This window comes from Methanoplanus sp. FWC-SCC4 (assembly GCF_032878975.1).
GTDB classification, from domain to species: Archaea; Halobacteriota; Methanomicrobia; order Methanomicrobiales; family Methanomicrobiaceae; genus Methanochimaera; species Methanochimaera problematica.
In genome coordinates this window covers 1300964-1325800 of the sequence record NZ_CP043875.1, presented here as the reverse complement: position 1 = coordinate 1325800, position 24837 = coordinate 1300964, and the positions used below count along the sequence as shown (strand labels likewise).

The 24837-nt window shown below is 40.5% G+C and carries 32 protein-coding genes and 3 tRNA genes; 20 read left to right on the top strand and 15 right to left on the bottom strand.

The genetic code is table 11. The features are described 5' to 3' along the window. Nucleotides 1-2: 2 nt before the first annotated feature. Together F1737_RS06730 and F1737_RS06725 are read right to left on the bottom strand one after the other, a co-directional pair. Entirely contained in the window at nucleotides 3-1286 is a 1284-nt protein-coding gene (locus F1737_RS06730) for a CoB--CoM heterodisulfide reductase iron-sulfur subunit A family protein (protein WP_317135835.1), read from the bottom strand. Next, nucleotides 1279-1773 carry a gamma carbonic anhydrase family protein gene (locus F1737_RS06725; RefSeq protein ID WP_317135834.1) on the bottom strand — a complete coding sequence of 165 codons (495 nt, stop codon included), beginning with the start codon at nucleotides 1771-1773 and terminating at the stop codon, nucleotides 1279-1281. The genes F1737_RS06730 and F1737_RS06725 overlap by 8 nt, the downstream gene beginning before the upstream one ends. A 29-nt stretch (nucleotides 1774-1802) precedes the next feature. On the opposite strand from F1737_RS06725, the gene F1737_RS06720 reads away from it, so the two are divergent. Further along, the gene (locus tag F1737_RS06720) at nucleotides 1803-2264 is read left to right on the top strand and encodes a phosphopantetheine adenylyltransferase (RefSeq protein ID WP_317135833.1); all 462 of its coding nucleotides are present in this window, start codon (nucleotides 1803-1805) and stop codon (nucleotides 2262-2264) included. 98 nt (nucleotides 2265-2362) lie between these two features. On the opposite strand, the gene F1737_RS06715 is transcribed toward F1737_RS06720, so the two are convergent. The 7 genes from F1737_RS06715 to F1737_RS06685 form a co-directional block, all read right to left on the bottom strand. Then, nucleotides 2363-4090: a sensor histidine kinase gene (locus F1737_RS06715; RefSeq protein WP_317135832.1), complete on the bottom strand. Its 1728-nt coding sequence runs from the start codon at nucleotides 4088-4090 to the stop codon at nucleotides 2363-2365. A 9-nt stretch (nucleotides 4091-4099) separates the two neighbouring features. After that, nucleotides 4100-4570, bottom strand: a complete 471-nt coding sequence (pyrI, locus tag F1737_RS06710) for an aspartate carbamoyltransferase regulatory subunit (RefSeq protein WP_317135831.1) — start codon at nucleotides 4568-4570, stop codon at nucleotides 4100-4102. Further along, nucleotides 4567-5463 carry an aspartate carbamoyltransferase gene (gene pyrB / locus F1737_RS06705; protein ID WP_317135830.1) on the bottom strand — a complete coding sequence of 299 codons (897 nt, stop codon included), beginning with the start codon at nucleotides 5461-5463 and terminating at the stop codon, nucleotides 4567-4569. Before pyrB ends, pyrI begins: the two co-directional genes overlap by 4 nt. Nucleotides 5464-5654: 191 nt before the next feature. Beyond that, on the bottom strand, nucleotides 5655-6386 hold the full coding sequence (locus F1737_RS06700) for a methyltransferase domain-containing protein (RefSeq protein ID WP_317135829.1): 732 nt from the start codon (nucleotides 6384-6386) through the stop codon (nucleotides 5655-5657). 21 nt (nucleotides 6387-6407) lie between these two features. Then, complete coding sequence (locus F1737_RS06695; RefSeq protein ID WP_317135828.1) at nucleotides 6408-6746, bottom strand: nascent polypeptide-associated complex protein; 339 nt, start codon at nucleotides 6744-6746, stop codon at nucleotides 6408-6410. 6 nt (nucleotides 6747-6752) lie between these two features. Continuing rightward, complete coding sequence (locus F1737_RS06690) at nucleotides 6753-7226, bottom strand: PUA domain-containing protein (RefSeq protein ID WP_317135827.1); 474 nt, start codon at nucleotides 7224-7226, stop codon at nucleotides 6753-6755. Beyond that, the gene (locus F1737_RS06685) at nucleotides 7192-8571 is read right to left on the bottom strand and encodes a DHH family phosphoesterase (protein ID WP_317135826.1); all 1380 of its coding nucleotides are present in this window, start codon (nucleotides 8569-8571) and stop codon (nucleotides 7192-7194) included. Before F1737_RS06685 ends, F1737_RS06690 begins: the two co-directional genes overlap by 35 nt. Before the next feature lie 260 nt (nucleotides 8572-8831). Between F1737_RS06685 and F1737_RS06680 the strand changes: the two genes are divergently transcribed. The 14 genes from F1737_RS06680 (at nucleotide 8832) to F1737_RS06615 (ending at nucleotide 16483) form a co-directional block, all read left to right on the top strand. After that, nucleotides 8832-10235: an NAD(P)H-hydrate dehydratase gene (locus tag F1737_RS06680; RefSeq protein WP_317135825.1), complete on the top strand. Its 1404-nt coding sequence runs from the start codon at nucleotides 8832-8834 to the stop codon at nucleotides 10233-10235. 37 nt (nucleotides 10236-10272) lie between these two features. Next, entirely contained in the window at nucleotides 10273-10746 is a 474-nt protein-coding gene (gene moaC / locus F1737_RS06675; protein WP_317135824.1) for a cyclic pyranopterin monophosphate synthase MoaC, read from the top strand. A gap of 260 nt (nucleotides 10747-11006) precedes the next feature. Continuing rightward, a complete protein-coding gene (locus F1737_RS06670) occupies nucleotides 11007-11597 on the top strand; it encodes a 50S ribosomal protein L15e (protein ID WP_317135823.1) in 591 nt (196 codons plus the stop codon). Nucleotides 11598-11627: 30 nt separating this feature from the next. Further along, nucleotides 11628-12275: an RNase P subunit p30 family protein gene (locus tag F1737_RS06665; protein WP_317135822.1), complete on the top strand. Its 648-nt coding sequence runs from the start codon at nucleotides 11628-11630 to the stop codon at nucleotides 12273-12275. Next, entirely contained in the window at nucleotides 12272-12754 is a 483-nt protein-coding gene (locus tag F1737_RS06660) for an Rpp14/Pop5 family protein (protein ID WP_317135821.1), read from the top strand. Before F1737_RS06665 ends, F1737_RS06660 begins: the two co-directional genes overlap by 4 nt. Then, nucleotides 12754-13521: an archaeal proteasome endopeptidase complex subunit alpha gene (gene psmA, locus F1737_RS06655; protein WP_317135820.1), complete on the top strand. Its 768-nt coding sequence runs from the start codon at nucleotides 12754-12756 to the stop codon at nucleotides 13519-13521. The genes F1737_RS06660 and psmA overlap by 1 nt, the downstream gene beginning before the upstream one ends. Before the next feature lie 12 nt (nucleotides 13522-13533). Beyond that, nucleotides 13534-14235 (top strand): ribosome assembly factor SBDS, encoded by a 702-nt coding sequence (locus F1737_RS06650; RefSeq protein WP_317135819.1) that lies wholly within the window; start codon nucleotides 13534-13536, stop codon nucleotides 14233-14235. A gap of 61 nt (nucleotides 14236-14296) precedes the next feature. Beyond that, a complete protein-coding gene (locus tag F1737_RS06645) occupies nucleotides 14297-14587 on the top strand; it encodes a 50S ribosomal protein L37ae (RefSeq protein ID WP_317135818.1) in 291 nt (96 codons plus the stop codon). A 14-nt stretch (nucleotides 14588-14601) separates the two neighbouring features. Further along, nucleotides 14602-14733 (top strand): DNA-directed RNA polymerase subunit P, encoded by a 132-nt coding sequence (locus F1737_RS06640; RefSeq protein ID WP_209689175.1) that lies wholly within the window; start codon nucleotides 14602-14604, stop codon nucleotides 14731-14733. Next, complete coding sequence (locus F1737_RS06635) at nucleotides 14733-15134, top strand: hypothetical protein (RefSeq protein ID WP_317135817.1); 402 nt, start codon at nucleotides 14733-14735, stop codon at nucleotides 15132-15134. Before F1737_RS06640 ends, F1737_RS06635 begins: the two co-directional genes overlap by 1 nt. Further along, on the top strand, nucleotides 15106-15381 hold the full coding sequence (locus F1737_RS06630; protein WP_317135816.1) for a KEOPS complex subunit Pcc1: 276 nt from the start codon (nucleotides 15106-15108) through the stop codon (nucleotides 15379-15381). Before F1737_RS06635 ends, F1737_RS06630 begins: the two co-directional genes overlap by 29 nt. After that, nucleotides 15374-15733 (top strand): prefoldin subunit beta, encoded by a 360-nt coding sequence (locus F1737_RS06625; protein ID WP_317135815.1) that lies wholly within the window; start codon nucleotides 15374-15376, stop codon nucleotides 15731-15733. Before F1737_RS06630 ends, F1737_RS06625 begins: the two co-directional genes overlap by 8 nt. Before the next feature lie 532 nt (nucleotides 15734-16265). Further along, a tRNA-Tyr gene (locus tag F1737_RS06620) sits at nucleotides 16266-16378 on the top strand. A gap of 32 nt (nucleotides 16379-16410) precedes the next feature. Next, nucleotides 16411-16483 (top strand) — tRNA-Asp (locus F1737_RS06615). A 161-nt stretch (nucleotides 16484-16644) separates the two neighbouring features. Here the strand turns inward: F1737_RS06615 and F1737_RS06610 are convergent. Beyond that, nucleotides 16645-16923 (bottom strand): 2TM domain-containing protein, encoded by a 279-nt coding sequence (locus tag F1737_RS06610; protein WP_317135814.1) that lies wholly within the window; start codon nucleotides 16921-16923, stop codon nucleotides 16645-16647. A gap of 135 nt (nucleotides 16924-17058) precedes the next feature. Here F1737_RS06610 and F1737_RS06605 point away from each other — a divergent pair. The 3 genes from F1737_RS06605 to pscS all read left to right on the top strand — a co-directional run bounded on the left by F1737_RS06605 (nucleotide 17059) and on the right by pscS (nucleotide 18768). Then, nucleotides 17059-17131: transfer RNA gene (locus tag F1737_RS06605), tRNA-Asp, on the top strand. Between the two features lie 276 nt (nucleotides 17132-17407). Next, nucleotides 17408-17587, top strand: coding sequence for a hypothetical protein (locus F1737_RS06600; RefSeq protein WP_317135813.1), 180 nt, complete (start codon nucleotides 17408-17410; stop codon nucleotides 17585-17587). Between the two features lie 2 nt (nucleotides 17588-17589). Further along, nucleotides 17590-18768: an O-phospho-L-seryl-tRNA:Cys-tRNA synthase gene (gene pscS / locus F1737_RS06595; protein ID WP_317135812.1), complete on the top strand. Its 1179-nt coding sequence runs from the start codon at nucleotides 17590-17592 to the stop codon at nucleotides 18766-18768. On the opposite strand, the gene thiI is transcribed toward pscS, so the two are convergent. Further along, entirely contained in the window at nucleotides 18765-19934 is a 1170-nt protein-coding gene (gene thiI, locus F1737_RS06590) for a tRNA uracil 4-sulfurtransferase ThiI (RefSeq protein WP_317135811.1), read from the bottom strand. The genes pscS and thiI overlap by 4 nt on opposite strands. A gap of 113 nt (nucleotides 19935-20047) precedes the next feature. Between thiI and F1737_RS06585 the strand changes: the two genes are divergently transcribed. Further along, entirely contained in the window at nucleotides 20048-20677 is a 630-nt protein-coding gene (locus F1737_RS06585) for a DUF2150 family protein (protein WP_317135810.1), read from the top strand. Next, a complete protein-coding gene (locus F1737_RS06580; RefSeq protein WP_317135809.1) occupies nucleotides 20674-21126 on the top strand; it encodes a DUF5814 domain-containing protein in 453 nt (150 codons plus the stop codon). The genes F1737_RS06585 and F1737_RS06580 overlap by 4 nt, the downstream gene beginning before the upstream one ends. Nucleotides 21127-21144: 18 nt before the next feature. Here the strand turns inward: F1737_RS06580 and F1737_RS06575 are convergent, their stop codons facing one another. The 4 genes from F1737_RS06575 to F1737_RS06560 all read right to left on the bottom strand — a co-directional run bounded on the left by F1737_RS06575 (nucleotide 21145) and on the right by F1737_RS06560 (nucleotide 24830). Next, the gene (locus F1737_RS06575; RefSeq protein ID WP_317135808.1) at nucleotides 21145-22617 is read right to left on the bottom strand and encodes a flippase; all 1473 of its coding nucleotides are present in this window, start codon (nucleotides 22615-22617) and stop codon (nucleotides 21145-21147) included. A 66-nt stretch (nucleotides 22618-22683) separates the two neighbouring features. Next, a complete protein-coding gene (locus tag F1737_RS06570; RefSeq protein ID WP_456301630.1) occupies nucleotides 22684-23004 on the bottom strand; it encodes a lamin tail domain-containing protein in 321 nt (106 codons plus the stop codon). A gap of 33 nt (nucleotides 23005-23037) precedes the next feature. Beyond that, nucleotides 23038-23760: an endonuclease/exonuclease/phosphatase family protein gene (locus F1737_RS06565; protein ID WP_456301629.1), complete on the bottom strand. Its 723-nt coding sequence runs from the start codon at nucleotides 23758-23760 to the stop codon at nucleotides 23038-23040. Nucleotides 23761-23894: 134 nt separating this feature from the next. After that, the gene (locus tag F1737_RS06560) at nucleotides 23895-24830 is read right to left on the bottom strand and encodes an IS5 family transposase (RefSeq protein ID WP_317135806.1); all 936 of its coding nucleotides are present in this window, start codon (nucleotides 24828-24830) and stop codon (nucleotides 23895-23897) included. Between the last annotated feature and the right edge of the window lie 7 nt (nucleotides 24831-24837).

Sequence of the window (24837 nt, the reverse complement as noted above, 5' to 3'; positions counted from 1 at the left end):
TTTTAATTGGATTTTAGAGCATCTGATACCGCTTTCATTGCAGCTGCACCGCCCTGTATCACACTGTCAGGAATATCTTTTGGTGCAACGGCCGCACCTGCAATGTAAATGCCCGGTTTTATTGTTCCTACAGGGTTCATTTTCATGTTTTCTGACCTGAAAAATCCTGTATCATCCGTTTCAATACCAAGAATGTTTGCGAATGCAGCTGTATTTTTTGCAGGCTCCATTCCGACTGAGAGGATCACAAGTTCGGGTTTGAGTTTTATTATTTCTCCGTTTTCCGTATTTTCTACTGTGATTTCAAGATTGCTTTGGCTGTCTTCAATTATTTCTCCGGGAATTCCACGTATGAAATTAATGCCCAGCTGATTTGCCCTTTCATAATATTCTTCGTAGCCCTTTCCATAGGCTCTGATGTCCATATAGAGAAGGGTTATGTCGAGCTTTGGATCTTTTTCCTTTAGGAGAATTGCATTTTTAATTGCATACATACAGCAGACACATGAACAGTAGGTCTTTTTTATAGTCATGTCTCTTGAGCCGACACACTGCAAAAAGACAATTGATTTTGGTTTTTCACCGTTTGAAAGCCTTTTAAGACTGCCACCCGTAGGGCCGCTTGCACAGATCATTCTCTCGAATTCAAGACTTGTAATTACATTAGGGGTTCTCAGGTAATTGAGCGCCTTTTTCCTCTCAGGATTGAATGTTTCAAAGCCGGTTGCGACGACTATGCTTGCAACATTTATTGTAAATTCCTCTTCTTTATCTTCATCGTCATGGAGCACTGCAACCGGACCGCAGACATCATAGCAGAGCCCGCAGTCGATACAGTGTTCTGTATCCCTGATTGCGACATTTGGAATCACCTGCGGGTGTGGTTTGTATATGGCTTTGCGGACTCCTATTCCTGCTTCATAGTGGTTGTAAACTTCAACGGGGCATACATCCATGCAGTCCCCACACCCCGTGCATGTGTATTCATCAACATATCTCGGATGTCTAAGAAGTTTCACTTCAAAATTCCCGACTTCCCCTTTGACCTCTTTAACTTCTGTGAGGGTGTGAAGTATGATATTCGGATTTCTTTGTGCATCTACCATTTTCGGGGATAGAATACACATTGAACAGTCATTTGTCGGGAAGGTTTTGTCAAGCTGTGACATATGTCCCCCGATGGTCGGCTCTTTTTCAATAAGGTGGACTTTTATTCCGTGGTTTGCAATGTCAAGTGCTGCCTGAATGCCTGCAACACCTGCTCCTATGACCGCAACTTCACTCATTATCTGCGTACTCCTTTGCAAGGCTTACGTATGATTCTGCGTTTTTAATTATGTGAGCTTTTTGCTCTTCGTTGACTTCCTTAATTACCTTTCCCGGAACTCCCATCACAAGTGATCCCGGAGGTATAGTTTTGTTTTCAGTAATTACAGCGCCTGCGCCGATAATTGTGTCTTCTCCAATGACAGCTCCGTTGAGAATTATTGCACCCATGCCGACAAGTACCCTGTCTTTGATGGTGCAGCCGTGAATTATTGCACCATGCCCTATCGTCACGTTTTTGCCTATATTTACGGGATTATTTGATGATACATGCACGACGCAGTTATCCTGTACATTTGATCCCTCTCCGATGATGATTGAGTCTTTATCTGCCCTTAATACTGCTCCAAACCAGATTCCTGTGTCCTTTTTTAAAGTGACATCTCCAAGTATTTTTGCATTGTCTGCAATGAAGGCAGCAGACCTCTCCCCGGTATCACTACTCATAATACTTAATACGTTTAATTTATATTTCAATGAAAGTTATGGTTGGGGGCACATTTGATCCGCTTCATGACGGCCACAGAAAACTTCTTGCAAGATCGTTTGAAATTGCAGGTAAAGACGGCAGCGTCATAATCGGCCTTTCAGGAGATGAATTTGCAAACAGAAAATCCCATCCTATTCATCCTTTTGAAAAGAGAAAGGGTGCTCTTGTTGAATTTTTGAATCTGGAATTTCCCGGGTCAGCATGGAATATTGAAATGCTCAGCGACAGGTTTGGTTCAACTCTCGATAAGGATTTTGATGCAATTGTTGTAAGTGAAGAAACCTTTAAAACTGCAATGGAGATCAACAAAATCCGAAAGGAGAAGGGAATGAAAAAGGTTGACATCCACCAGATTACATGCGTTTTAGCAGAAGACGGACGCTGGATATCAAGCACCAGAATCTGGAAGGGAGAGATAGATACACACGGTTCACTGCTGAATAAATAATGGTTTGATCCATTTTAATTTATAAAATGATGCCTGAAACTAATGTTTAAGGTACTGTTTGATTATAATCGAGCATCTATTTTTTCAATAAAATTTTTTTATTCTGTTGATTTTGGAATTTCAATATCCCACGTAGTTCCTTCTTCTGATAAAAGTGTAATTTTTCCTTCAAGCTGATATTCAATTATGTTTTTTACGAGCTTCATTCCAAGTGTTGATGTATTGTTCTGATCGAAATCTTTTGGCATACCTGTTCCGTCATCGCTAATTTTCAAATAATAAAAATCATTGTCTGAATGCATGTGAATGGTAATATTCCCAAAATCCCTTTCCTCAAATGCATATTTTATTGAATTTGTAATGAGTTCATTTACAACAATACTGCACGGAATGGCAGTGTTTATATCAAAGAGGCATCCGTCTGTTTTTATGCAAAATCCTATCTCTTTAGACATATTAAAATTTGAAATCAGTTCTTTTGCAAGGGTATTGAAATGTACATCCGGGTTTATGTATGAAATACTGTCGGATTTATAAAGCTCTTCATGAATTAGAGCCATTGACATAATTCTGTTTCTTGTGTCGTTTAATTTTTCATAATAGTAGCCTTCTGATATTCCGTTCATCTGCATTCCAATCATAGAGTTGAGTATCGCAAGATTATTTTTAACTCTGTGATGAACTTCATTTAAGAGGATTGTCTTTTCATTAAGGGATTTTTTAAGTTCTTCTTCTGCCTGTTTTCTGGCGGTAATTTCAAAAGCTGTTCCGATAATGCCTGCTACATTTTTGCCTGTTCCAACTCTTGGCATTTTGCTGAATAGGAAATAGTGCCTGTTACCATCGGAATTTATTATTTCGCTTTCATACTGTTGTTGTTTTCTGTCCGCTAATACTATTTCGTCATACCTTATGAGGCAGTCTGCCATCTCCGGTTCAAAAATTTCATGGAGATTCTTCCCGACAATATCACTTTTACTGAGTCCCGATAACTTTTCAAATGCACTGTTGCAGTCCCTGCATGTGCCACTTAAATCACGATAATAGACCGGTGCGGGTATTGTGTCCATCAGGGCAGAGACATAATTTATTTTGTCTTTTAAATTATCCTGAAGCACCATACTGTCTGTTATATCCCTTGCAACTGTCTGAAACTCTTTAACACAGTTATCATCATCAAAAATTGCCCGGATATTACAGCTGACCCACCTTATGCTTCCGTCAGGCCGTATTATTCTGTGATCTATACTTTTTACGGGATTTTGAGGATCAAGACTTTTCAGGAGACTTCTGATATTTTTGATATCTTCTGTTGGCATTTTTGGATAAAAAGTGTGACCTTCCACTTTTATTTTGTCCACATCATAATATTCACAAAAGGCATTATTTACGACAGTATAGACTCCTCCGGGCCGGAAACTGTATATCATCTCTGTCTGGTCGTTGATTGTTTTGAGATATTTCTCTTCGGCTGCTTCAAATTTTAATGTAATATATGATATTATTGAACCTGCCAGTATTATCATCGTAATCTGGAGTATTCCACGGGGGATGTATCCTTCTGTGCCATGGTTGATAATAAAAAATATGAATAAAAACGTAATCCCTGTAATGGATGAAAATAGTAATCCTCTTTTTGGATAGAGAAATGAAACCAGTACAACCGGAATTATCAGAAAATGAGATAATGGTGAATTGTCTGTTAGAATTCCAAATAGTGATGCCAAAAAGGATATTGCTGTAATTACAATTACAGCCGCCAGTTTGTAATATTTAAAATTAAAAAAATTATTTAGCAGGTTTTTATTTTTACTGCGTGTCCCCAATATAATCCCTTATATTATATGGTTCGCTATATCACTTGAAATTATGTTGTCGCAGTAAAGACAATGCAGATTCCCATCCACAACTTCAAATTTGCTGTCGATAGGTTCATTTGAATTTGAAATGCATCCGGGATTTGAACAGATTATAACGCCCATTAGCAGATCCGGTATTTTAACGCCTATTTTTTCAATAACGCAATAGTTTCTTATGATATTGATGGTGGCATTTGGAGCAATCAGGGCAATTTTATTTACATCGTCTTTTGAAAGCTCCATGTTTGAGATTTTTACAATATCCTTTTTTTCTGAGATGCTGCTCTGGACATTTGTTGCTATTGATAGTGATTTGTCAGTTGTTCCTGTAATGCCAAGAATTCTCAGGACATTTAATGCCTCACCGGATTTTATATGATCAATAACCGTTCCGTTTTCAATAGGACTAATTAAAAGTCCGTGTTTTGCAAAATCAGGGGTGCTCATAGCATTACCTCTTCTAACATCGCCATTCTGACAGGTATTCCATTTTGTGCCTGTCTGAAATATTTTGCATAAGGGAGTGCATCCACTTCAGGACTTATTTCACCTGCTCTTGGGAGAGGGTGGAGTAATATCAGGTTTTCACGGACATCCTTTAATGTGTCGGGAGTTATCCTGTATGTGTTTGCAACTCTCGAATAACTTGCGGAATCCGGGAATCTTTCACGCTGGATTCTTGTTGCGTATAAGACATCCAGATCGTTTATGACTTCTTCAAGACCCTGGTGCTCTATAACTTCAACTCCTCTTTTTTTCAGTTCCGACATATGACCTGCCGGCATTTCCAGACTTTTTGGTGCTATCGTATGCAGTCTCACGTCATAGTTTGAGAGTGCATATGAGAGTGAATGAGCAGTCCTTCCGTATCTTAGATCCCCTAAGAGTCCAACGTCTATTCCGTCAAGTGGCATATTTTCTTTTATCGTGAATAAGTCAAGAAGAGTCTGTGAAGGATGCTGTCCTGCTCCGTCTCCTGCGTTTATTACCGGAACCGACGCAAATTCTGATGCCAGGAGTGCAGCGCCTTCTTTTGGGTGGCGTAGAACAATTGCATCAACGTAACTGCTTACGACCCTGACTGTATCCGCAAGAGTCTCCCCTTTTGATATTGAACTTCCCTCAACACTGTCTACGGTTATCGGGTCTCCGCCAAGGCGGGCAAGGGCGGATGTAAAAGACATTCTCGTTCGTGTGCTTGGTTCAAAAAAGAGAAGTGCAACAAGTTTTCCTTCGAGAGTGCGTTTATAACTACCAAGTTTTTGTATTTTTGCTGCTTTCTCTAAAAGGGCATCTATTTCGTCCCTTCCAAAATCCTTGATCGATATTATATGGCGCATATGGAGATCTTAATCAGATCTGTTTTGCTCGGCAAAAAACTGATCTGATCTATGTTTGTTCATAACGGAGTAACCGGTTATTTACAGGCCCGGAGTTTCAGAGAACAAAGAAGATGTCAATTCCCTGTTCTCAGCCGGAACGGGGGGTTTTAAAAAAATTGAAAAAATGAAAAATTTAAAACCGGATATGATTATTTCCGGCAGATTGTGATATACCCTGTGTGGCATACTCTTGTAGAGGGCCTTGTGCCCCTTTTTGTTCTGGAAAGTTCGCGTCCGATTAATTCATGGCATACGACTTCTGAAAATAAATCTTCCGCTGCATCCATAACATTGAATGTCTGCTCTAAAAACGGAGTGTAGGTTGCAAGATATCCGCCTGTTTTGAGAAGTCCGTATGCGTGCTTTACATGCTCCTTTTCGATCTGCATGTCAAGGTGGATCACATCATATTTTTCATCAGACTCTACTGATAAAAAGTCACCTGCATTCACTCTGACATTCTCAAGACCTGCATCTGCGATATTTTTTGCGCAGATTTTTGAGAACTCCTCTCTTATTTCATATGTATCGACAAAACCTGCAACACTGCCAAAGAATATTGCCGCAACACCGCTTCCGGTACCTGCGTCAAGCACTCTGTCTTTTTTGTTCATTCCTGTATAGGCAATGACTGTCCCAATATCCTTTGGGAGCATTGGTGCGCCTGTTCTTTTGGCGTAGCTGAAAAAGTCAACCGGACGGGGTATCCTGATTTTAAAACTCACACCAAGATGAGTCTTTACTATATCTCCCGTATCAAGGCCGGTTAAATCTGCAAGTTTGATTATGCCTTTGTCTGTTGATAGATCGCCTTCACCTGCACGGACAAAAAATTCACGTTTTTCTCCGATAAGAAGGACTCTGTCGTTTTCTTTGATCATAAAAGTGTGGTGATTTTAAATTTATTCTGAAAGCTTTAAAATAGCCTCGGCGATATCGCCTTTTGTTTCCTTTAATGTTAAAAGAGCCTTGTCTTCTGAGACGCCGGCCTGCTCTGCAACCATTTTGACATCATCTTCAGGGATTTGTATTTCTGCCTCTTCAAAGACAGGCTCGGCTCCCTGAATCTGGTATGTTGTCATTCCCTGCATTGTTGTTAAAACAACTTCCGCACCTTCAAAGACATAATTTCCTTTCTTTGTGTATACCACGACACGCTCGACATCCTCGATTTCTTCCATTTTCATGCCGAGTTTTTTCATCATCTGTTTCATCTGTTTTGGATTGACGCCTGGAATCATTTTATCTTAACTCCCTTTTCTAATCTGTACTGCTACACCATAATTAAATGCAGTCATTTCCTCTCCGGAAAGGAGAGCGCTCCCTGTTGCGATGAGTCTTCCTGATTCATCGCAGACTAAAACCTCATCGCCTGCACGAATATTTTCATCAGCAGAAACCACATGTTTTGCCATTGCGTTTTTGCCGCTCTCTACAAAAGATGAGACTTCTGATTTGATATTCACACGGTATCCTGGTTCTTTCAAACATTCATATAATCTTGAGGCACCCTTGTTGCTTAATGTAAGTCTGCCGTCATTTGCCCTGACTGTTGCGACTCTGTCGCCGTCTAAAAGGACATATCTGATTCTTTTTGTGGTTGAAAGTTTGAACTCGCATTCATCGGGGAAGAGATATTCTCCCGTATTCTTTCCGAACTGAAAGTCGGCAATTACTCTTATTCGCTTAAGATGATTGTTTTTCAAGGATTCTGTTGACACTTTCTGCAAACCCCTCTTCGGCACTTCTTGGTATATATGCGCCCGCAGCTATTTTATGCCCTCCGCCTCCGCCACCTGCGGCTTCGGCTGCTTTCATTAATGCAGCCTGTAGATCCATGCCGGCCTGAACCATCCTTTCATTCGTCCTCATTGATACTTTTATGAGTTCGGGATCGTCGGGGAGATAGCATAAAATCATGATCGGAAGTTTCCAGTTAAGTTTAGAAAGAGCCATTCCTGCCCCTATTCCAACTATTGTGTCCGGGAATCTGTCTCCCACATGTAAATACTGGAGAGCTGAAAGTTCGGTAACTCCGGTTTCAAGAATATATTCCATCATTTCCCTGATAACGGTTCTGTGATGACGCAGCATTACTTCAGCTTCCCTGTATCCCTCTCCCCTGTCACCGCAGCAGACTGAGCTTCCGATTTTTGGTTTTACCCATCTTCCGCATGCGTTTAGCATTGTTGCATATTCGGAAGCATTTCTTAGCGGAGTGTACTTCATTTCATCAGGGAAGATGTAGTGCTCTGCTTTCAGGCGTTTTGTAGGTTCGCCTGCACTATGAAGGCGCAGAGCAAGTATTCCGATAAGAGTCCTTTTTTCTTCCGGGGATAGATCTTCCCAGACACGCCATTTGCCGTTTCTTTTTTTAAGATCTATCCCTGCATCATTCTCAATCAAATCCTGTGCCCCGGAGGGATTGTTTGTAATTCCGGGTACAAACGGGTCATCTGAAAAAGAGAGGCAGTAATGAAGAGGTCTTGTGGATATTCCGTAACAGTTGAGGTCGTCTGTCACAATTTCAATATTTCCACATTCCACTCCGTCTTCCACGATCCCCCGTGCAGGGCCTACAAGTCCGCAATGTTCCCTTGCCATCATATCCCCTACATTGCCGACGACTGCGATCTTTGCAAGATCTGTGTTGTAGTCGTCTATCTGCTTTGAGACAAGATATCCTGTACCGGCGGCTGAAAGTTTTTCATAGCCGTAAGGAAGGCCGTTTACCTGGAGATAAGGGGTATCCACATCCTGTGAAACGTGGTGATCGATTATAACAACTTCATTCTCCCTTAGTCCCCTTTCTTCGAGAAGATTCTGTTGTCCTGCACCAAGGTCAATAAAAACTTTAAGCGAACTGTTGTCAGGTATATATTTCATTGTGATGGGTTCGAGTTGTCTTACAAAAACAGAGGTTACATCAATACCGCATCTTGCTATTGCCTGACGCAGAACTGCTTCACTTGCTATGCCGTCGGCATCTATGTGGGATATGACTGTTACTGATTCAGCATCCTTTATTTTCTCTGAAACCTCTGAGACCTCATTTGCAAAACCCATTGTAATCATTATAAATTTATGTTGTGAAACTTGAAAAATGCCACCAAAGAGGATGATTATCTCAGGAAATATTAATGATGCCTGAACTTTTATAATTTTAAATTAAGAGCCGGCTGGGATGGAAAACAATATTTGTCCATTATATTTAGGCAAAATCAACCAGGGAATTTCAAAAGGAATATCAAAATAAATCCTGCTCTATTATCATAGTTATTGTGGAAAGGGATATTATCAGGCAGAAAATCTGTAGTTGGGTGGAAATGATGAGTGTAAAAAAGTTTATTGAATTTGCAGAGGAGGGGATAATTTCTCCGGCAAGAATGCGTGCTGTTGACAAAAATGCAATCTCTCTTGGAGTATCGGGACTTTTGCTTATGGAGAGTGCGGGAAGGTCACTTGCACAGGCTGTAATGAGTGAGAATCCCGGTCTTGTTTTAATTCTCTGTGGCAGAGGAAATAACGGGGGTGACGGGTTTGTTGCGGCACGTTATCTTCAGAGAGTTGCTGATGTTCATGTGATATATCCGGTGCCCGGACCCTCCACTCCTGATGCACAGGCAAATCTGTCATCCCTTTCAGGTTGTGCGGTCGAAGTACACCCTGTTTTTGGTGCTGATGATTTAAGGAGGCTTTCTGATCTGTTTAATACGGCAGACTGCATCGTGGATGCAATACTGGGGACAGGTGCATCGGGTGCTTTGCGTGAGCCGGTTTCCGATATGGTTTTAATGTCAAATATTTCTCCTGCAAAGGTCGTATCCGCAGATGTCCCTACTCCCGGCATTAATGCTGACAGGATCATTTCTTTTCATCGTCCTAAAACGGAAGGCTCGGAAGTATACGATATCGGTATTCCCCTTGCGGCAGAGGTGTTTACGGGCCCTGGTGATCTTACACTCATTCCTGAGAAAGAATCACTTTCCCATAAGGGAGAGGGGGGTGAAGTGCTTATTATCGGCGGCGGTCCTTACCGCGGTGCACCATATCTTGCGGGATTGTCAGCACTGCGGGGAGGAGCGGATATTGTGAGGATTGCCTCCCCTGTTGTTATGGACTATCCCGATTTAATCGTTGAAAAACTAAGAGGCGATGTGATTGATGAATCACACACCGAAAGGCTTGCCATGCTTGCAAAAAAATCCGACTGTGTCGTTGCGGGGTGCGGACTCGGAGAGAACAGCCACGGGGTTTTGGAAGAAGTTTCGCCTTACTTTAAAAAAGCGGTTGTTGATGCAGACGGCCTGAGAAGGCCGTTAATAAAAGGAAAAGATACAATATATACTCCGCATGCGGGTGAATTTAAGAGAATATCAGGAAAAGCTCCTTCTTCATCGGTTTATGAGCGTGCATGTGAGGTTCGTGAGTTCTGTTCAAAAAACAATGTAACTGTACTTCTAAAGGGAAATGTTGACATAATTTCAAATGGCGACAGTGTACGCTTTAACAAAACCGGTTGTCCTTCAATGACCACAGGGGGTACGGGGGACGTTCTTGCAGGTCTTTTGGGTGCACTTTCATGCAGGATGGACTCTTTTGAAGCTGCATGCACCGCGGCATATGCAAACGGGAGATGTGGGGAAATTGTTTCAGAAAAATACGGTGACGGTCTTATGGCCGGGGACATAACAGAAAGGATTTCCGAAGTACTTTATAGAGGATTATAATGGATTAAATTAAGAGTAAATATAAGAGGAATTAACAATGGCTGAATTTTCACATATAAAAGACGATAAAGCATACATGGTGGATGTAACAGGAAAAAAGGATGTGAGCCGTGAGGCTGTTGCAGCCGGAAGGATATACCTCAGGGAAGAGACTCTTATTGCAATAAGAAAAGGGGACGTGGTTAAGGGCAATGTCCTTGCAACTGCCAGAATTGCTGCAATCCAGGCTGTTAAGCAGACCCATCATCTTATCCCTATGTGTCATCCGCTCCCTGTCGGAGGTGTTGAGATTGATTTCAATGACGGCGGCGAGGAGAATTATATCGAGGCATTCTGCACTGTTAAAACATATGGAAAGACCGGGGTTGAGATGGAGGCCCTTACCGGTGTTTCTGTTGCTCTTCTGACTATATGGGATATGGTAAAGTCAGCAGAGAAAGATGAGGAAGGTCAGTATCCTGAAACCGGTATAGAGGATATTCACGTTGTTGAAAAGAAAAAGGGAATCTGAGGGGACAAATTTTTGGTTATCTTTCTGAAATTTCTTTATTTTTGAAAGAATTAATTATCGTTAAATTAAAAAAAGATCCGTATCCTTCAATTTCAAAGAATAAGTGTATCCTTCGCCAGGTATAATCCCGGATTATACAAACACTTTTTTTATCATAATGCCAATATGTAAAGAACCATTGAGATCTGGGATCTCTTCTGGTTAGACAAAGGGATGTGGCTCAGATAAATTTGTGAGCTGAACCTTTTAGGTGAAATACCATGTCAAAATCAATGTACAGCTATGTCCGTGACGCATGGAAGCGCCCGGATGCATCTGAAGTAAAATCACTTCTCTGGAATCGCATGCAGGAATGGCGTCGCGAGGGAAGTGTAGTCCGTATCGAACGCCCAACAAGGATTGACCGTGCAAGAAACCTTGGTTACCGTGCAAAGCAGGGAATCATCGTTGTACGTGCAAAGGTACGCCGTGGAGGACGCCGTAAGTCACGCTATATCCGTGGACGCCGTACAGCCCGTATGGGTATGCGCCGTGCAACAATGGGAAAGAGCATTCAGAGAATCGCAGAAGAGCGTGCAACACGCAGATATGTGAACATGGAAGTTCTTAACTCCTACTGGGTAGGCGAAGACGGAAGATCAAAGTGGTATGAGGTTATTCTCGTAGACGGTCATCACCCTGCAATCAAAAACGACACTCATCTTTCATGGATGTCATCTCCAAAGCAGAGAGGTCGTGCAGAGCGTGGAAAGACCAGTGCAGGTATAAAGGGACGTGGTATGCGCAAGAGAGGAAAAGGTACCGAGCATACCCGCCCAAGTATCCGTTCAAACCAGAACAGAGGAAAATAATTTTCTTCTTTTTTTTCTAATTCTATTATAATGGCATATTCTGACGCCTGCGTATATCCGTACCCGGCAGGCAGTACTTCTGTGCGCAGACTGGCTCTGGAGGCAAAACATCTCGGAATAGATCGGCTTGTCTGTGTAAAATCTGATTTTACAGGTGATTTTTATGGGGTTAAGGTAGTTTCAGGTGCTTTTATTGCCGCTGAAAATTTCAGAAATCTTACCTCGGCTCTTAAAAAAGAGAAGAATGCAGATATCATCATGGTAAAAGCAGGAGATGCGGGATTTAATCGTTCCGTATTGAACTCAGGCAGGGTGCATATTTTGAAGAACATCCATCTGGCTCCGAAGAAGGCTTTTGATGATGTCTGTGCAAGGAGCGCAATTAAAAATGGAATTGCCATAGATATCGATATATCCGTAATTATTGAACAGCGTGGAATAATCAGACAAAAAGCGCTGACCTGTTACGGTGAGATTTTAAAATTTCAAAGAAAGTATAAATTCCCCCTGACGATTTCAACCGGGGCCCGCTCATACATGGGCCTTCGTTCTGTAAATGAAATAACAAGCATTTGTAGTCTTTTTGGAATGAGCAGAGATGAGGTCTGTGAGGCGCTCTCTTCAGTTGATGAACTGTTAAATCCAAAGACTCCTGTGGAGGTGCTTTTTAGCGTATGAAACCATTGCCGCCGACACTCCGGGAAAAGAGAAGGTATATCCTGTTAAGAATTGTTCCAAATAATGCAGGATATGACGGAAAATCGCTTTATTATGCAATTTATGATGCTGTTGTCTCCCTTTTTGGGGATTCAAAGGCGGCAGAGATTAATATGGCGGTTGTATTCTCGGAGAATAATTATGTAATCGTGCGTTGCATAAGAGGTTCGGAGGAATTCCTGAAAACGGCTCTTGCAACAGTTTACAAAATCAGTGGTATAAACTGTGGATTGAGGCCTGTTGCTGTATCCGGAACAATTGCTTCTTTAAAAAAGAGGATTTCCCAAACCGGGGAATGTTCGGAAGAAGAAATAGTTCTTCTCGGCGAGGAGTCATATTCGGTTTTCAGGTGCTCGCGTGAAAAGGTTGATTTATATAAAGAGGGAATTAAACACCAAGATACATTGTATTTTACCAGAGATGATCTGGAGGAGCTATAATGCAACCAATGAATGCTCAAATGGGAGGATATGATCGTGCTATTACGGTATTTAGTCCGGATGGCCGTTTATATCAGGTAGAGTATGCTCGAGAGGCAGTGAAAAGGGGAACTACAGCGGTCGGCGTTAAGTGCTCTGACGGAGTCGTTTTAATTGTTGACAAGCGTGTTAGTTCCAGGCTCCTTGAACAGTCCTCAATAGAGAAAATATTCAAGATAGATGACCATATTGCTGTTGCATCCTCCGGTCTTGTCGGTGATGCAAGGGCACTTGTAGACAGGGCCAGAATTGAAGCACAGATCAATCGTGTTTCTTACAATGAATCAATCGATATTGAGACACTTTCAAAGAAGCTTTGCGATCACATGCAGACGCTTACACAGTACGGAGGGGCAAGACCTTATGGTACTGCGCTTTTAATTGCAGGTGTGAGTGATGAACAGACACGTCTCTTTGAAACTGACCCTTCCGGCACACTTCTTGAGTACAAAGCAACTGCAATAGGCACAGGGCGCCCTGCGGTTATGAAGGTCTTCGAACAGGATTATTTTGAAGAAATGAAAATTGCAGAGGCTGTGCCTATGGGACTTAAAGCTCTCCATGCTGCAACAGAAGGGAAATTTGATGTGAGTAACATTGAGATAGGTGTTGTCACCCTTACAGACCGGATGTTCAGGAAGATGAGCAAAGAAGAAGTCAGTGAGTATGTTGAAAAATTTGAAGCAGAATATTCTGCTGCTGAAGATAAGGAAGAAACAGAAGATTAGGTGTGATGTAATATGATACCTCTTGAGCAGGCAGTTGTCGCAAGGCTTGAGAGCCATGGGGACAGGTTTGAAATCCTCGTGGATCCAGACGAGGCTGCGCGCATACGTCAGGGTGAAAAAGTGAATATCGAAGATGCCGTTGCGGCTTTATATGTTTTTGAGAACGCATCAAAGACTGATAAGGCATCCGAGGAATCACTTAAAAAAGTATTCAGTACAACAGATTTTGAGCCTATTGCAGAACGAATCATCATAAAAGGTGAGATCCACCTTACTGCTGAACAAAGAAAGCAGATGGTTGAGGACAGACGCAATCAGGTTATAACTTTCATATCCAGAAACGCGATTAATCCGCAGACAAAACTTCCTCACCCGCCAAAAAGAATTGAAATGGCTATGGAAGAAGCAAGGTTCAACATAGATCCTTTCAAGCATGTTGATGAACAGGTAAAGGATGTTGTAAAGGCACTCCGGCCGATCCTTCCAATAAAATTTGCAGAAATGCGATTTGTTGTTAAGATTCCTGCTGATTATGCGTCAAAAGCATATGGGGAAATACAATCTTCAACGACAATTGAGAAGGAAGAGTGGCAGGGTGATGGTTCCTGGATATGTGTCTGTAAAATACCTGCAGGTATTCAGGAAGATTTCTACAATATGATCAACCGCCTGACAAAAGGTGACGGGGAAGTAAAAATTCTCAGTCAGGATTAGTCAGAATTAATAAGGTTGTAAGAGTAATATATACAGACCTAAATTTCGGGGCATAGTAAATATGGCAAAATCAGGTAAACTTAGAGCAAAAGGAAGAATTACAGGTAGCGCAGGTAGATTTGGTCCAAGATACGGTCGTTTCATCAGAAAACGCGTAAATGAGATCGAAAAAGTCTCAAAGGCAAAACATGTATGCCCACGCTGTGCAACAGAAGCAGTATCCCGTAAGGGTACAGGTATCTGGGAATGCCGCAAATGCGGACACAAATATGCCGGAGGAGCATATGTCCCACAGACACCAAACCTGAAGGTTGCACTCCGTACAATTGAACGTTCATTAATCAAAGAGTAAAGGAGTTATATTCAATGTCAGGTTATAAGTGCGCAAGGTGTAAGCAAAAAGTGGATATTGATATCAATGTCCGCTGTCCATACTGTGGTCACCGTATTCTTTTCAAGGAACGCGGGGCAGGTATAAAAACCGTAAAAGCCAGATAATGGAAGTAACCACTTCGCGTAAACCTGTACCGGTCCTGAGAACTTTCTCAAAGGACCTTGCATTTTCTTTGGGATGTCATTATTCCCCCAGAGGTAAGGCAGGGCTTGGTACAGTTGCTGAATTTGACAGTGATGTTTTAATTGTATCACGGTCAGGACGCAATTTTTTGATTGAACTTTATCACGATGAGGAGTTTGTCACAGATATTTTGTTTTCATCATACTCTGTAGATAAACGTGAAGGCATCATCTCAAAGGGTCTTTTTACCGGTAACCAAACGGTTTATGATAAACTGAGACAATATCTGAATGTTCAAAAGACAGATTGCGGGTCTGATACCCTAATCTTTGACGGTGCGCAGGGGAGAAGGTATGTCCTCAGACTTATTGCCGGTTCATGAATCTCTGATGGTTCATGAAGCTGTTTTTAGTTTTGAAACACCTTTTGCAGAAAGGATTTATGAGGCTGTAAGGCCGGAAAATGAAGATATGGGACGTTCAAAATCGGAAGTCTCATTGTCGGGTAATAATACCCTGATTCTGACTGTAAAGGCAGAGGACCTGTCTGCTCTTCGCGCTGCGTTAAATACATGGTTAAGATTAATAAATATTGCAGAAGAGATGCAGGAGGTAATAATTAATGAATAATATTCCACCCAAAGTCCAGAATCAGTTGTCGATGTTACAGCAGGTCCAGCAGCAGCTTCAGACTATAATGCAGCAGAAATCAAATTTTGAGATGGCTGCAAAAGAGGCAAAGAAGGCACAGGAAGAACTTGGAAATGTCAGTGAGGATGCTGATGTTTTTGTTACAATAGGCACTGTGATGATGCAGAAGAACAAGGAGTCTGTTTCATCAGATCTTGCAGACAAAATAGAAACTCTTGAGCTGAGGATAAAATCCCTTGAAAAACAGGAGAAGATGCTTCAGACAAAGTTTGAGCAGATCCAGCAGCAGATCCAGGCTGCGATGCAGGGTGGAAACCCTGTTGCAGACTAAATCTTTTTGTAATTTTAATAATTTTTTTTGATTTTTCAAAATTTTCTGATTTATTAATTATAAACATATTCTGCTGGCAAATATGAACGTCCTGGTATTCTTTTAAATTTGCCAATATAGGTGCATGTGAATAATTTTTCAGGTTATTGTCTTTTTTTAAATTGAAAATTTAATTCTCATGCAATAAAATTTGGGCAGATGAAGTTTTCAAACATTGATGAGAAACCACAAAGTGATTTTCATGGCAATTTTTCTGAATTATTTTTAAGAATCCTGTTGTCCCTGAAAAATTCCGTTTGTGCATTATGTGGTGGAAGCCTGTATTTTCCATAACTGCAAATTACAATGCGCAGGATGATACTTTGTCTGTATTTTGAAAACAGGAATCATCAGTGTCAGTATTTGTTTTGGGCATAATCTGCAGCCTTTTCTTAAAAATGGCTTTATATATTGATTTTTTTGGTGAAATAATCAGACAGATCAAAAAGAAAATGTTTAAAAACTAGTCTATCTAATATTGTAGAGCACCACACCCGCCTTAACTCAGACTGGTAGAGTGCGCGGCTGTAGTTTGGTTTACCCAAAAGCTTTGTGGGTAACTGCGCGGCTACCGCGATGTCCCCGGTTCGACTCCGGGAGGCGGGATCTTTGGATAACGCAGGTGTGGATGTTTAATTGCCCAGTTAGTGTAGTGGCCTATCATGCAGCCCTGTCACGGCTGCGACACGGATTCGAATTCCGTACTGGGCGCTTTCGTTTTTTGAAACAATTTCTAAGTCTTCTATTTATGCAGTTTTTGACTAAAAGGGAGCTTAATCTGAATTTATGGTTTATCCTTTTTCTGATAATATATTCTGAATATTCCTGAAAAAATGTAGTTGTGTTCCCGGTTTTTCTGATAAATTAAAAAATTAATTTTTCCTCTCTTTTTCCATATATTCCTTAATTTTTTGATCTTCCCAGTCTTTTCCAAGAAGGGAATTTGAACTAAAAGTATTCCATCCGTGGATTAAAACGGCTATTCCCCAGAATAATGTTATCCAGTAAAACCAGAGTGACTGTGGTGATGTTATCAGGTTTATCAGGGCAAGAATTACATTTACAATGATGTATGCGGAGAGATGTGAATAAAATTCTTTTAAATTTCCTACTTTCTCTTTTGCTCTTATGTATGCCTTCTCTTCGTCCATATTACAAAAACTCCTTATTGCTTTGGTCTATCTCTTCAGTAACAGGAATAAATATTATTTTTGTTTCTCTGAAAATAAAATCGAAGGATTAAATAGTAGATAGCTGCAATCTAGTATGGTAAAATCATATTGTATGCCCAGTTAGTGTAGTGGCCTATCATGCAGCCCTGTCACGGCTGCGACACGGATTCGAATTCCGTACTGGGCGCTTTCATTTTTGTTGCTTTCATTCTGTAATAATTTCTCATGTTGTCTGTGTGTATTGTTTAATGAAAATTTTTTGAAAACAGTGAAATTATTATCTCCTGTTTAAATCCTTAATTTTTTTTATATTCTAAGGATTTGGTCAGTTCAGACTGGTGATATTTTTTTAAATCTGAATTTATGATGTCTAAAAAAAGGGGATTTTGGCAAATATTTTAAAATATCCACTCTTTAATAGTTTGTCAAAACGATATATATAGAAATAAAATAAGGTGATTTTATGTCTCAAAGGGGAGTTGACGCCGTTTTTCAGGCAATGTTTTTATTAACTGATATGAGGGAGCTTTTCCGCAAAAATGCTCCTATGCACGACTTTGATGAATCCGACAAGGAAAAAGCAGGCAAAGTAATTGAAAAATTAAAAAAACAGATATCTGTTCTTGAAAAGGAGGTCTTGTAAAAATGCAGTGTGCGGCAAATATTGAGGCGCGTGAAGTTGAGGAGATGTACATAAACATCGATCCGATTCAGGCAGCCGGAAGACTTACGCCGGAGGCCCAGAAGGCAGTAATGGCTTATTCTGATGGTTACTCTGTCTGTGACAACTGTCTGAAACCTTTCAGGCTTGATTATATCAAAAAGCCACCTCTGGCAGATTTTCATTCAGAATGTGCAGAATGGCTTGGTATGGAACAGCTGCGTGTAGTGCCCGGAGCAAGAAGGGGTTTTCAGGCTGTTGCAAGCACATTTGTTGAGAAAGGGGACCCTGTAATCCTGACAGCTTTGTCTCATTACACTGAGTTTGTTTCTGTAGAGCAGTCCGGCGGAATTCCGTGTGAAATTCCGGCTGATGAAAATCAGCATATCACAGGTGAAAACGCAAGTCAGAAAATTGAAGAAGTTGTTGAAAAATACGGGAAGGTACCTTCACTGCTGTACGTTGAGCATGCTGATTACCAGTACGGAAACATACACGACATCAGAGGCGTTGCAAAGGCAGCACACCAGTATGATATACCTGTTCTTTTAAACGGGGCCTACACAGTAGGTACAATGCCTGTAAACGGAAAAGAGCTTGGTGTCGATTTCATCGTGGGTTCGGGACATAAGAGCATGGCGGCTCCTGCACCTTCGGGAGTTGTGGCAACAACCGATGAATACGCTGAAAAGGTATTTAGAACGACAAAAGTCAAAGGAGATGTTACCGGGCGGACATTTGGAATTAAAGAGGTCGAACTGATGGGATGCTCGCTTATGGGAGTTACCATGGTTGGTCTTACCGCATCATTCCCTGCCGTAAAAAAACGTGTCGAAAACTGGGATACGGAAATAAAACACAGCAGGATGTTTGCAGACACTCTCCTCTCAATTGAGGGAACAAAGTGCATGAGTGACACACCCCGTGAACATACTCTTACCAGGGTTAATACAATCGAATCCTTTGACAAGGTCGCAGAAACCCATAAAAAAAGAGGATATTTCCTGTCAGGTGAACTGAAGAAAAAAGGAATAACAGGTGTTATACCCGGTTCAACAAAAGTATGGAAGTATAATACCTACGGGCTTACACAGAAACAAACTGAATATCTCTCTAATGCATTTATAGAAGTTGCAGAAAATAATGGATTGAATGTGAATTAATCAGTGATTATTTCCCCGTTCAATGCTTTGTAGAGGACAAAATCCTTACTGCATATTTCCACAAGATTTTCAATATCAATATTTTTCTCATCTTCAAGAACTTTTTCGATGGTTGCCGCAACTGCAGGATGCTTTGGCACCACACTGCATGAAACGTCTCCTGCAAAGTCCCTGAATGTTCCTATCTTTCTGGCAAGAACAACGGTCTCTTCCTTGTCGTATGTAATCAGAGGCTGGATAAGGGGCAGATCCGAAGGAATCACAGATTCGACAACTGCCATGTTCACAAGTGTCTGGGATGCAACCTGCCCTATGTTATTTCCCATTACAAGGCCGAGATATTTATATTTTTTAGCAGTCTTTGATGCAACTCTTAGCATAAACCGTTTACAGATTAAACAGCGGTTTCTGGGGTTTTCGACTTTCATGAGAGCATCGTAAAATGGCTCTATATTCATTACATACAATTTGAGTGGCTGGCCCTTTGTCCACTTTGAAAGGTTTGCAAGATTTTCGAGAGACGCCTTTAAAATATCCCCTCCCATGTATCTACCACCGCTGAAGTTTACAAAAGAGGCAGTACATCCCCTTTTCATTGCAAGCCATGATGCAACAGGTGAGTCAATCCCCGCCGACATGAGTGACAGAACAGCACCCTGCGTTCCAAGAGGAAGGCCTCCTGGTCCTTCTATTTTACTGTCGTAAATCAGGCCGCCTTCTCTTCTTGCTTCAACAAAGATCTCATAATCGGGATTTTTCAAATCAACTTTCAGATCCTTTACTTTGTCGTAGATCCTGTCGCCTGTGGATGCCCCAAGTTCCTGACTTGTAAATCCTTTCACATTTGATCGCCGCGCCCTCACTGCAAAAGACATTCCTGGTTTGAGCTTTAGTGAGGCAATTTCTGCCGCCGTATTTTCAATTTCTTCTCTTGACGACTCTGTTCGGATTGCGATGCTGACACTTACAATTCCAAATACCTTTGAAACCGTTTCGGCGATATATTCCGGATTATTTCCGTTTATAAGTATGCGGCCCCTGTGAATTTCAAGTTCGTGTTCAAGATTCTGTGCCAGAAGTGCATTCCTGATGTTTTTTGAAATTATTTTTATATAGTGGCGTTGTACGGAGTCGCTTTTTAAAAAAATTTCTCCATATCTGGCCATCACGGTCATGTTCATAATTGTAATTACTAATTTGGCGGTCTCATAATATTAGCTTCCTGTAAGTTATGATAGAAATATCTTTTAACAGTCCGAGCCAGAAATTATCAGTAACTATGGCAAAAAAGAAAGCGGATAAAGTTGAGCCACAATCAGTATTGTATTATTTCTATACGCAGGAAAGATGGGATAACTGGATTAAAACTCTTCTTGAGCTGGATTTTGAAGAAGATCCCGAATCAGAGGAGATGCCCGAAGGACTTTCTGCCCTGGACAACTTTACAAAAGATATCAATGTTGCAGTTCTTAAAGTAGTCAAAGTATTCCAGAACGGAAGTTATACTCCGGAAACTGCTCTTCAAAAACTCAATGAAGTCGAAGAGATCATAATGGGAGAGGCTCCTGACAATGAGCTCTATGACATCATTCAGGGTGTTCAGATGCGCTTTTTAGTGCTTTTCATGTCATGCAAGAAGTTTATTAACGGAGATATCGGAGAGGGAGCAATAAAGGATCTTGTAAAGGAAGGCCGCAGTGTTGGTGATGAGGATCTTGAAAAAGCCCTTGAAATTGCAGCTACAATCGGTGCAAAAGTAATTGACGGTGATTCATGCTGTGGGAAATATCTGCGTGGTGACTTTGAGAACCCTGCAATGTTTGACGACTGGCTCGTTGAGGTTGATGACATGGGCGAGGCACTCAAATCATTAAAGAAATTTGATGAGGAATTCGGAGTAGGAATTTGATTGCAGACAGGGCGCGTTTCAGGGCTGCAAAGAAACTTCAGAAAGTTGTAGGTTACCGTGTACCGGAGTTTGCCTTTAATGGAGCATTTCTTGAGGCAGTCTGCGCCTGTGCTGATTATCAGCGGCTTGATCACCGCTTAAAAGAACAATTAATAAATTTTTTCAGGGATTTTCTGGACTGCAGCTGTAAACAGTGCCCTCTCTGTGGATGCCCTGAAAGAAAATTCGCAAAGACTATTCTTGAACTCAGGATGACAGGACTTAATCACAGGCAGATCAGTGAATTTTTGCTTGATGAATATGGAATCGATCTCTTTCCTGCTGATATCTTAAGTTTTCTCGAAGAGTCTGTATACAGTCTTGAAGCAGTAAGGGACATTGCACGAATTGACAAAAATGAAGATATGGTTGAGCTTTCAACAAAAGCGATTCTTGATATCGAAAAGTGAATTATATTTTTTTTCCAATTAGTTTAGCCCTGGTACAGGTATATTTAGATCATGCAAAAGATCTTTTAAATCATCAGAGATTGTTTTGTCAGTCTTCAAAAGCACTAATACATATACAAATGCTCCAATTGAAACCAGCAGAAGTGTTGAAAGCCAGTCTGAAGGTTTAATAAGTATCATTGATGCACTGATTACAGCTGCCATTGCGGCTGTTGAAAAAACAATATTCCTGAGAATAATTTTTTGAAATTTCAGCTTTACATATTGTTTTATAATATATCCAAAAATAAGTGAACCAACAAGGAAACTGATGAGTGTTGCCGCCGCTGCACCGTTTATTCCTGCAACGGGGATTAAAATAAGATTTAATAAAAGACAGATTGCTGAAACAACAATTCCTGCCTTAAAACTTTTTTCCGGATGACTGATTGCATTTAATGAAGATGCTCCGAGGTTTACAAAAATACAGAATATCTGTGCAACAAGAAGTAATGACAGTGCAAGTGCTCCTTTTGCAAAATCAGCACCGTAAAGGAAATAAAGGAGCCTTTCTCCAAGCATTATTCCCCCGGCGCAGGCAGGTAATGCAAGTAAAAGTGAATATGTTATCGCACGTGAAAGTGCATTTTCTATGTATCCGGTTTTACCCTCTGCATGCCATCTGCTGATTTTCGGATATAACGCGGTCTGGAGTGCGGCGGAGGCAAATGCCACAATTGTTGTAAACTGATAAACGGTTGTGTAAATTCCCACATCATAGTTAGCATTAAAATACCCGATTAAAACAGTGCCTGCATAAGAAGTTATTACTGCACCCCCCGATGCCATAAATATCCAGAAAGAATATTTGTACATCTCCCTGAGGTGAACAATCTTAAAGGATTTTAGTTTCAAATCATTGTTTTTCAGATTAATAAACGCCGCAACAAGCATTCCTGCAATGAATCCCCCTGCAAGACCTCCGCTTTTAAAACCAGCATAAACAAAAATAATCTGAAGGGCTATCCTGACAATTTCATTTGAAAGTCTGGCAATTTCACTTAACCCGACTTTCCCTGTTCCGTAAACCGATGACTGTACGGTGATTCCGAAGTATGAAATTATAAGGGCAGCAATCATAAACGGGTAAAGTCCGGTTCCTGAAAAATCCACAAATATAGGTGCAGCAATAACTGCCGCAATTACAGTTGCAAAAAGCAGCAATAATCTGATTACTGCAGATGCAGTGAAATATTCATCCCTTTCTTTCCCTTCACTGATTTTTTTGATTGCCGCACTTCCAAAACCTGCGTTTGAAAAAAGAGTGAATGTTCCAAAATATGCAATGAATATTCCGTATTCACCTAAAACTTCCGCACCAAGTTTGTGTGCAAAATAAACCGTTGAAAAAAATCCGAAAAATGTCAGTATTATTGTTGAAAAAAATGAGATTATAGCCTGCCTCTCTGTTTCATCAACTTTCATCAGTTTATCTGAAATTTTAGGAGTCATAAAATTCCTCTCTTTTTCAATTGAAATGAAATTAGATCGGTTTTTATCTGGTAAGTGTTATGAATTTTATTTAAATTCGGATATGCCATTTTGATTTTGAACTGTCATCGAATCTCTAAGTTTTCCATCTTTGTCATAAAGGAGTGCTGTGTCGCCGTAATCATTCCATATATCCTTGTTAATTCCCCAGTACAGCTCATTATTATTGTTGCTGCCCGGTTCTGTATATATTGTAATCATCTTTTCTGACCGGATAATCCGGCCCTCAGGGAAAATATATGAATTTGATTCTTTATCATCACTTATTCTCCATCCGCTGATGTCAACATCATAGTGATTTTTGTTTTCAATTGTAACCCATTCATCCAAAAGATTAATCCCGGTTATACGGACACCGGAAATATCCCTGACCTTTTGGTTTTATGTAACAGTCTGCCGGTTCAAATCTTTGTTCTCTTCAGGTGCATATGTGTAGTCGTTATTATTTCCAGTACTGAATACAGCATAGACAGGATAATGATCTGAAACCGCCTGCGTTGTCGAATCAGTAAGATCATATTTTGTGTCATATCTGAAAACACCTGATTCTCCGATATAAAAATCATTTTTTGTAAGAACTATTCTGTCGTATGTATATTTTGTTGATCTCGTAGTGGTGTCCTCTTCATTTCCTATAAGCCACATATAGCCCGGTTTTTTGAGAGGTGTAAAGCCGTTTTCATCAAAGTAACTTCCGTCTGCATTAAAATCACCCATAATTATTATATTTTCATCCACACTTCTGAGATTTTTAGAATATTCGCAAACATCGTAAAGTGCGTCAATTTCTTCTTTTGCTTCATCGGGATCTGTATGAATTGTTACAAATGTTGCATTGAATATCCCTTTTTTTGACTGAAAAGAGGCAATATATGGTTCCCTGTGAAAAGGATCTGTTCCGAAGGGTTCAGGATAGGTAACAGGGTTTCCCAAAAGTTCGACTGTTCCTGTGTTGAAAATATATGCGTACTGCTCTTTGCTTGATGTGCGTCCAAGCCTTTCGCTGATTACATAGCTGTATTCTGAGCCGCCTGAATTAATTTTCTCCATTAGTTTTTGTATTGAAGAACCGGAGCCATCCCTTATCTCCTCAATTCCGATAATGTCATAATTATTAATTGAGAATTACTATAATCCCAATTTTTACTGAATCAATAAGATCAAAGGTTTGTTCTTCCGATTTATTTTTTCATTTCTTTGAATATTTCTTTCAATTTCAGATAGCTATCGCTCTTTGATCAATGTCCATAAATTGTTCTCATTTGATAGAGATTAAAACAAAATGCTGAAAACATATTTTTCACCCGCACTCTTTTCAAATCGGTTACTTTTACACTGCCTGATCCAAAAACTGATTTAATCACAGCAAATGGTCTTTCCCCTTTGGATCTTTTCCTGCTGATTCTATTATTACGAAGTTTGTCTCTGATACCTATTGGATGGTCTCTTGCTCCTCTCAACATTGTGGCATTGTATCCTTTGCATTCAGCTCCCTGATAGCCTCTGTCCCGGTAAACAACTTCATCAATATCAGATAAATCAATCTGACTGTCGTGTAGAGATGCAGTAGTAGTACAAATCCTTCGAATCAGATCATAATCACTGTCAATAATTACGTGCAGCTTATATCCAAAGTAAGATTTCCCTCCTTTCTTTGTCCATGTACCGTCCTTACTTCTTCTGGTCTTTGCTTCTTTTCCTCTTGGAGTATCAACTCTTGTATGTCCGGGATCTGAGTGAATAAATGTTGCATCCTGAATCATACCTTTTCTAATTGAAAGACCTTTAAGATCCAGTTGTCGCTGTAATTCATTCCAAATTAGAGAATCTTTTCCGGATTTGGATAGTCTTTCACGAAAAAGCCAGATAGTAGAACGATCAGGTATCTTTAAGGGATAACCCAAAAATTGTCTGAAAGAAATCCTGTCATTAGCCTGTCTTTCAAGTTCAGGATCAGAGAGACCGTGCCATTGCTGAAGGACGAGCATCTTAATCATCAGAACCTCATCCAGATTTGGACGGCCTCCAATTTCAGTTTGGTTTGTATATAGTTCTTTGATGATAGGGCGGAATTGTTCCCAGTCAATCATCTTTTCAACTTCACCCAATCGATCTCCCAATTCAGCAATATGCTCATATTCACTTTTTATTGCAAAATTAGTGAAATTACTCATGAATTAA

Bases quoted from the DNA above. Each gene is read 5' to 3' on its own strand.
- F1737_RS06730 (WP_317135835.1), bottom strand. From the start codon at position 1,286: ATGAGTGAAGTTGCGGTCATAGGAGCAGGTGTTGCAGGCATTCAGGCA.
- F1737_RS06725 (WP_317135834.1), bottom strand. From the start codon at position 1,773: ATGAGTAGTGATACCGGGGAGAGGTCTGCTGCCTTCATTGCAGACAAT.
- F1737_RS06720 (WP_317135833.1), top strand. From the start codon at position 1,803: ATGAAAGTTATGGTTGGGGGCACATTTGATCCGCTTCATGACGGCCAC.
- pyrI (WP_317135831.1), bottom strand. From the start codon at position 4,570: ATGAGCACCCCTGATTTTGCAAAACACGGACTTTTAATTAGTCCTATT.
- pyrB (WP_317135830.1), bottom strand. From the start codon at position 5,463: ATGCGCCATATAATATCGATCAAGGATTTTGGAAGGGACGAAATAGAT.
- F1737_RS06700 (WP_317135829.1), bottom strand. From the start codon at position 6,386: ATGATCAAAGAAAACGACAGAGTCCTTCTTATCGGAGAAAAACGTGAA.
- F1737_RS06695 (WP_317135828.1), bottom strand. From the start codon at position 6,746: ATGATTCCAGGCGTCAATCCAAAACAGATGAAACAGATGATGAAAAAA.
- F1737_RS06685 (WP_317135826.1), bottom strand. From the start codon at position 8,571: ATGGGTTTTGCAAATGAGGTCTCAGAGGTTTCAGAGAAAATAAAGGAT.
- F1737_RS06680 (WP_317135825.1), top strand. From the start codon at position 8,832: ATGATGAGTGTAAAAAAGTTTATTGAATTTGCAGAGGAGGGGATAATT.
- moaC (WP_317135824.1), top strand. From the start codon at position 10,273: ATGGCTGAATTTTCACATATAAAAGACGATAAAGCATACATGGTGGAT.
- F1737_RS06670 (WP_317135823.1), top strand. From the start codon at position 11,007: ATGTCAAAATCAATGTACAGCTATGTCCGTGACGCATGGAAGCGCCCG.
- F1737_RS06665 (WP_317135822.1), top strand. From the start codon at position 11,628: ATGGCATATTCTGACGCCTGCGTATATCCGTACCCGGCAGGCAGTACT.
- F1737_RS06660 (WP_317135821.1), top strand. From the start codon at position 12,272: ATGAAACCATTGCCGCCGACACTCCGGGAAAAGAGAAGGTATATCCTG.
- psmA (WP_317135820.1), top strand. From the start codon at position 12,754: ATGCAACCAATGAATGCTCAAATGGGAGGATATGATCGTGCTATTACG.
- F1737_RS06650 (WP_317135819.1), top strand. From the start codon at position 13,534: ATGATACCTCTTGAGCAGGCAGTTGTCGCAAGGCTTGAGAGCCATGGG.
- F1737_RS06645 (WP_317135818.1), top strand. From the start codon at position 14,297: ATGGCAAAATCAGGTAAACTTAGAGCAAAAGGAAGAATTACAGGTAGC.
- F1737_RS06640 (WP_209689175.1), top strand. From the start codon at position 14,602: ATGTCAGGTTATAAGTGCGCAAGGTGTAAGCAAAAAGTGGATATTGAT.
- F1737_RS06635 (WP_317135817.1), top strand. From the start codon at position 14,733: ATGGAAGTAACCACTTCGCGTAAACCTGTACCGGTCCTGAGAACTTTC.
- F1737_RS06630 (WP_317135816.1), top strand. From the start codon at position 15,106: ATGTCCTCAGACTTATTGCCGGTTCATGAATCTCTGATGGTTCATGAA.
- F1737_RS06625 (WP_317135815.1), top strand. From the start codon at position 15,374: ATGAATAATATTCCACCCAAAGTCCAGAATCAGTTGTCGATGTTACAG.
- F1737_RS06610 (WP_317135814.1), bottom strand. From the start codon at position 16,923: ATGGACGAAGAGAAGGCATACATAAGAGCAAAAGAGAAAGTAGGAAAT.
- F1737_RS06600 (WP_317135813.1), top strand. From the start codon at position 17,408: ATGTCTCAAAGGGGAGTTGACGCCGTTTTTCAGGCAATGTTTTTATTA.
- pscS (WP_317135812.1), top strand. From the start codon at position 17,590: ATGCAGTGTGCGGCAAATATTGAGGCGCGTGAAGTTGAGGAGATGTAC.
- thiI (WP_317135811.1), bottom strand. From the start codon at position 19,934: ATGGCCAGATATGGAGAAATTTTTTTAAAAAGCGACTCCGTACAACGC.
- F1737_RS06585 (WP_317135810.1), top strand. From the start codon at position 20,048: ATGGCAAAAAAGAAAGCGGATAAAGTTGAGCCACAATCAGTATTGTAT.
- F1737_RS06575 (WP_317135808.1), bottom strand. From the start codon at position 22,617: ATGACTCCTAAAATTTCAGATAAACTGATGAAAGTTGATGAAACAGAG.
- F1737_RS06560 (WP_317135806.1), bottom strand. From the start codon at position 24,830: ATGAGTAATTTCACTAATTTTGCAATAAAAAGTGAATATGAGCATATT.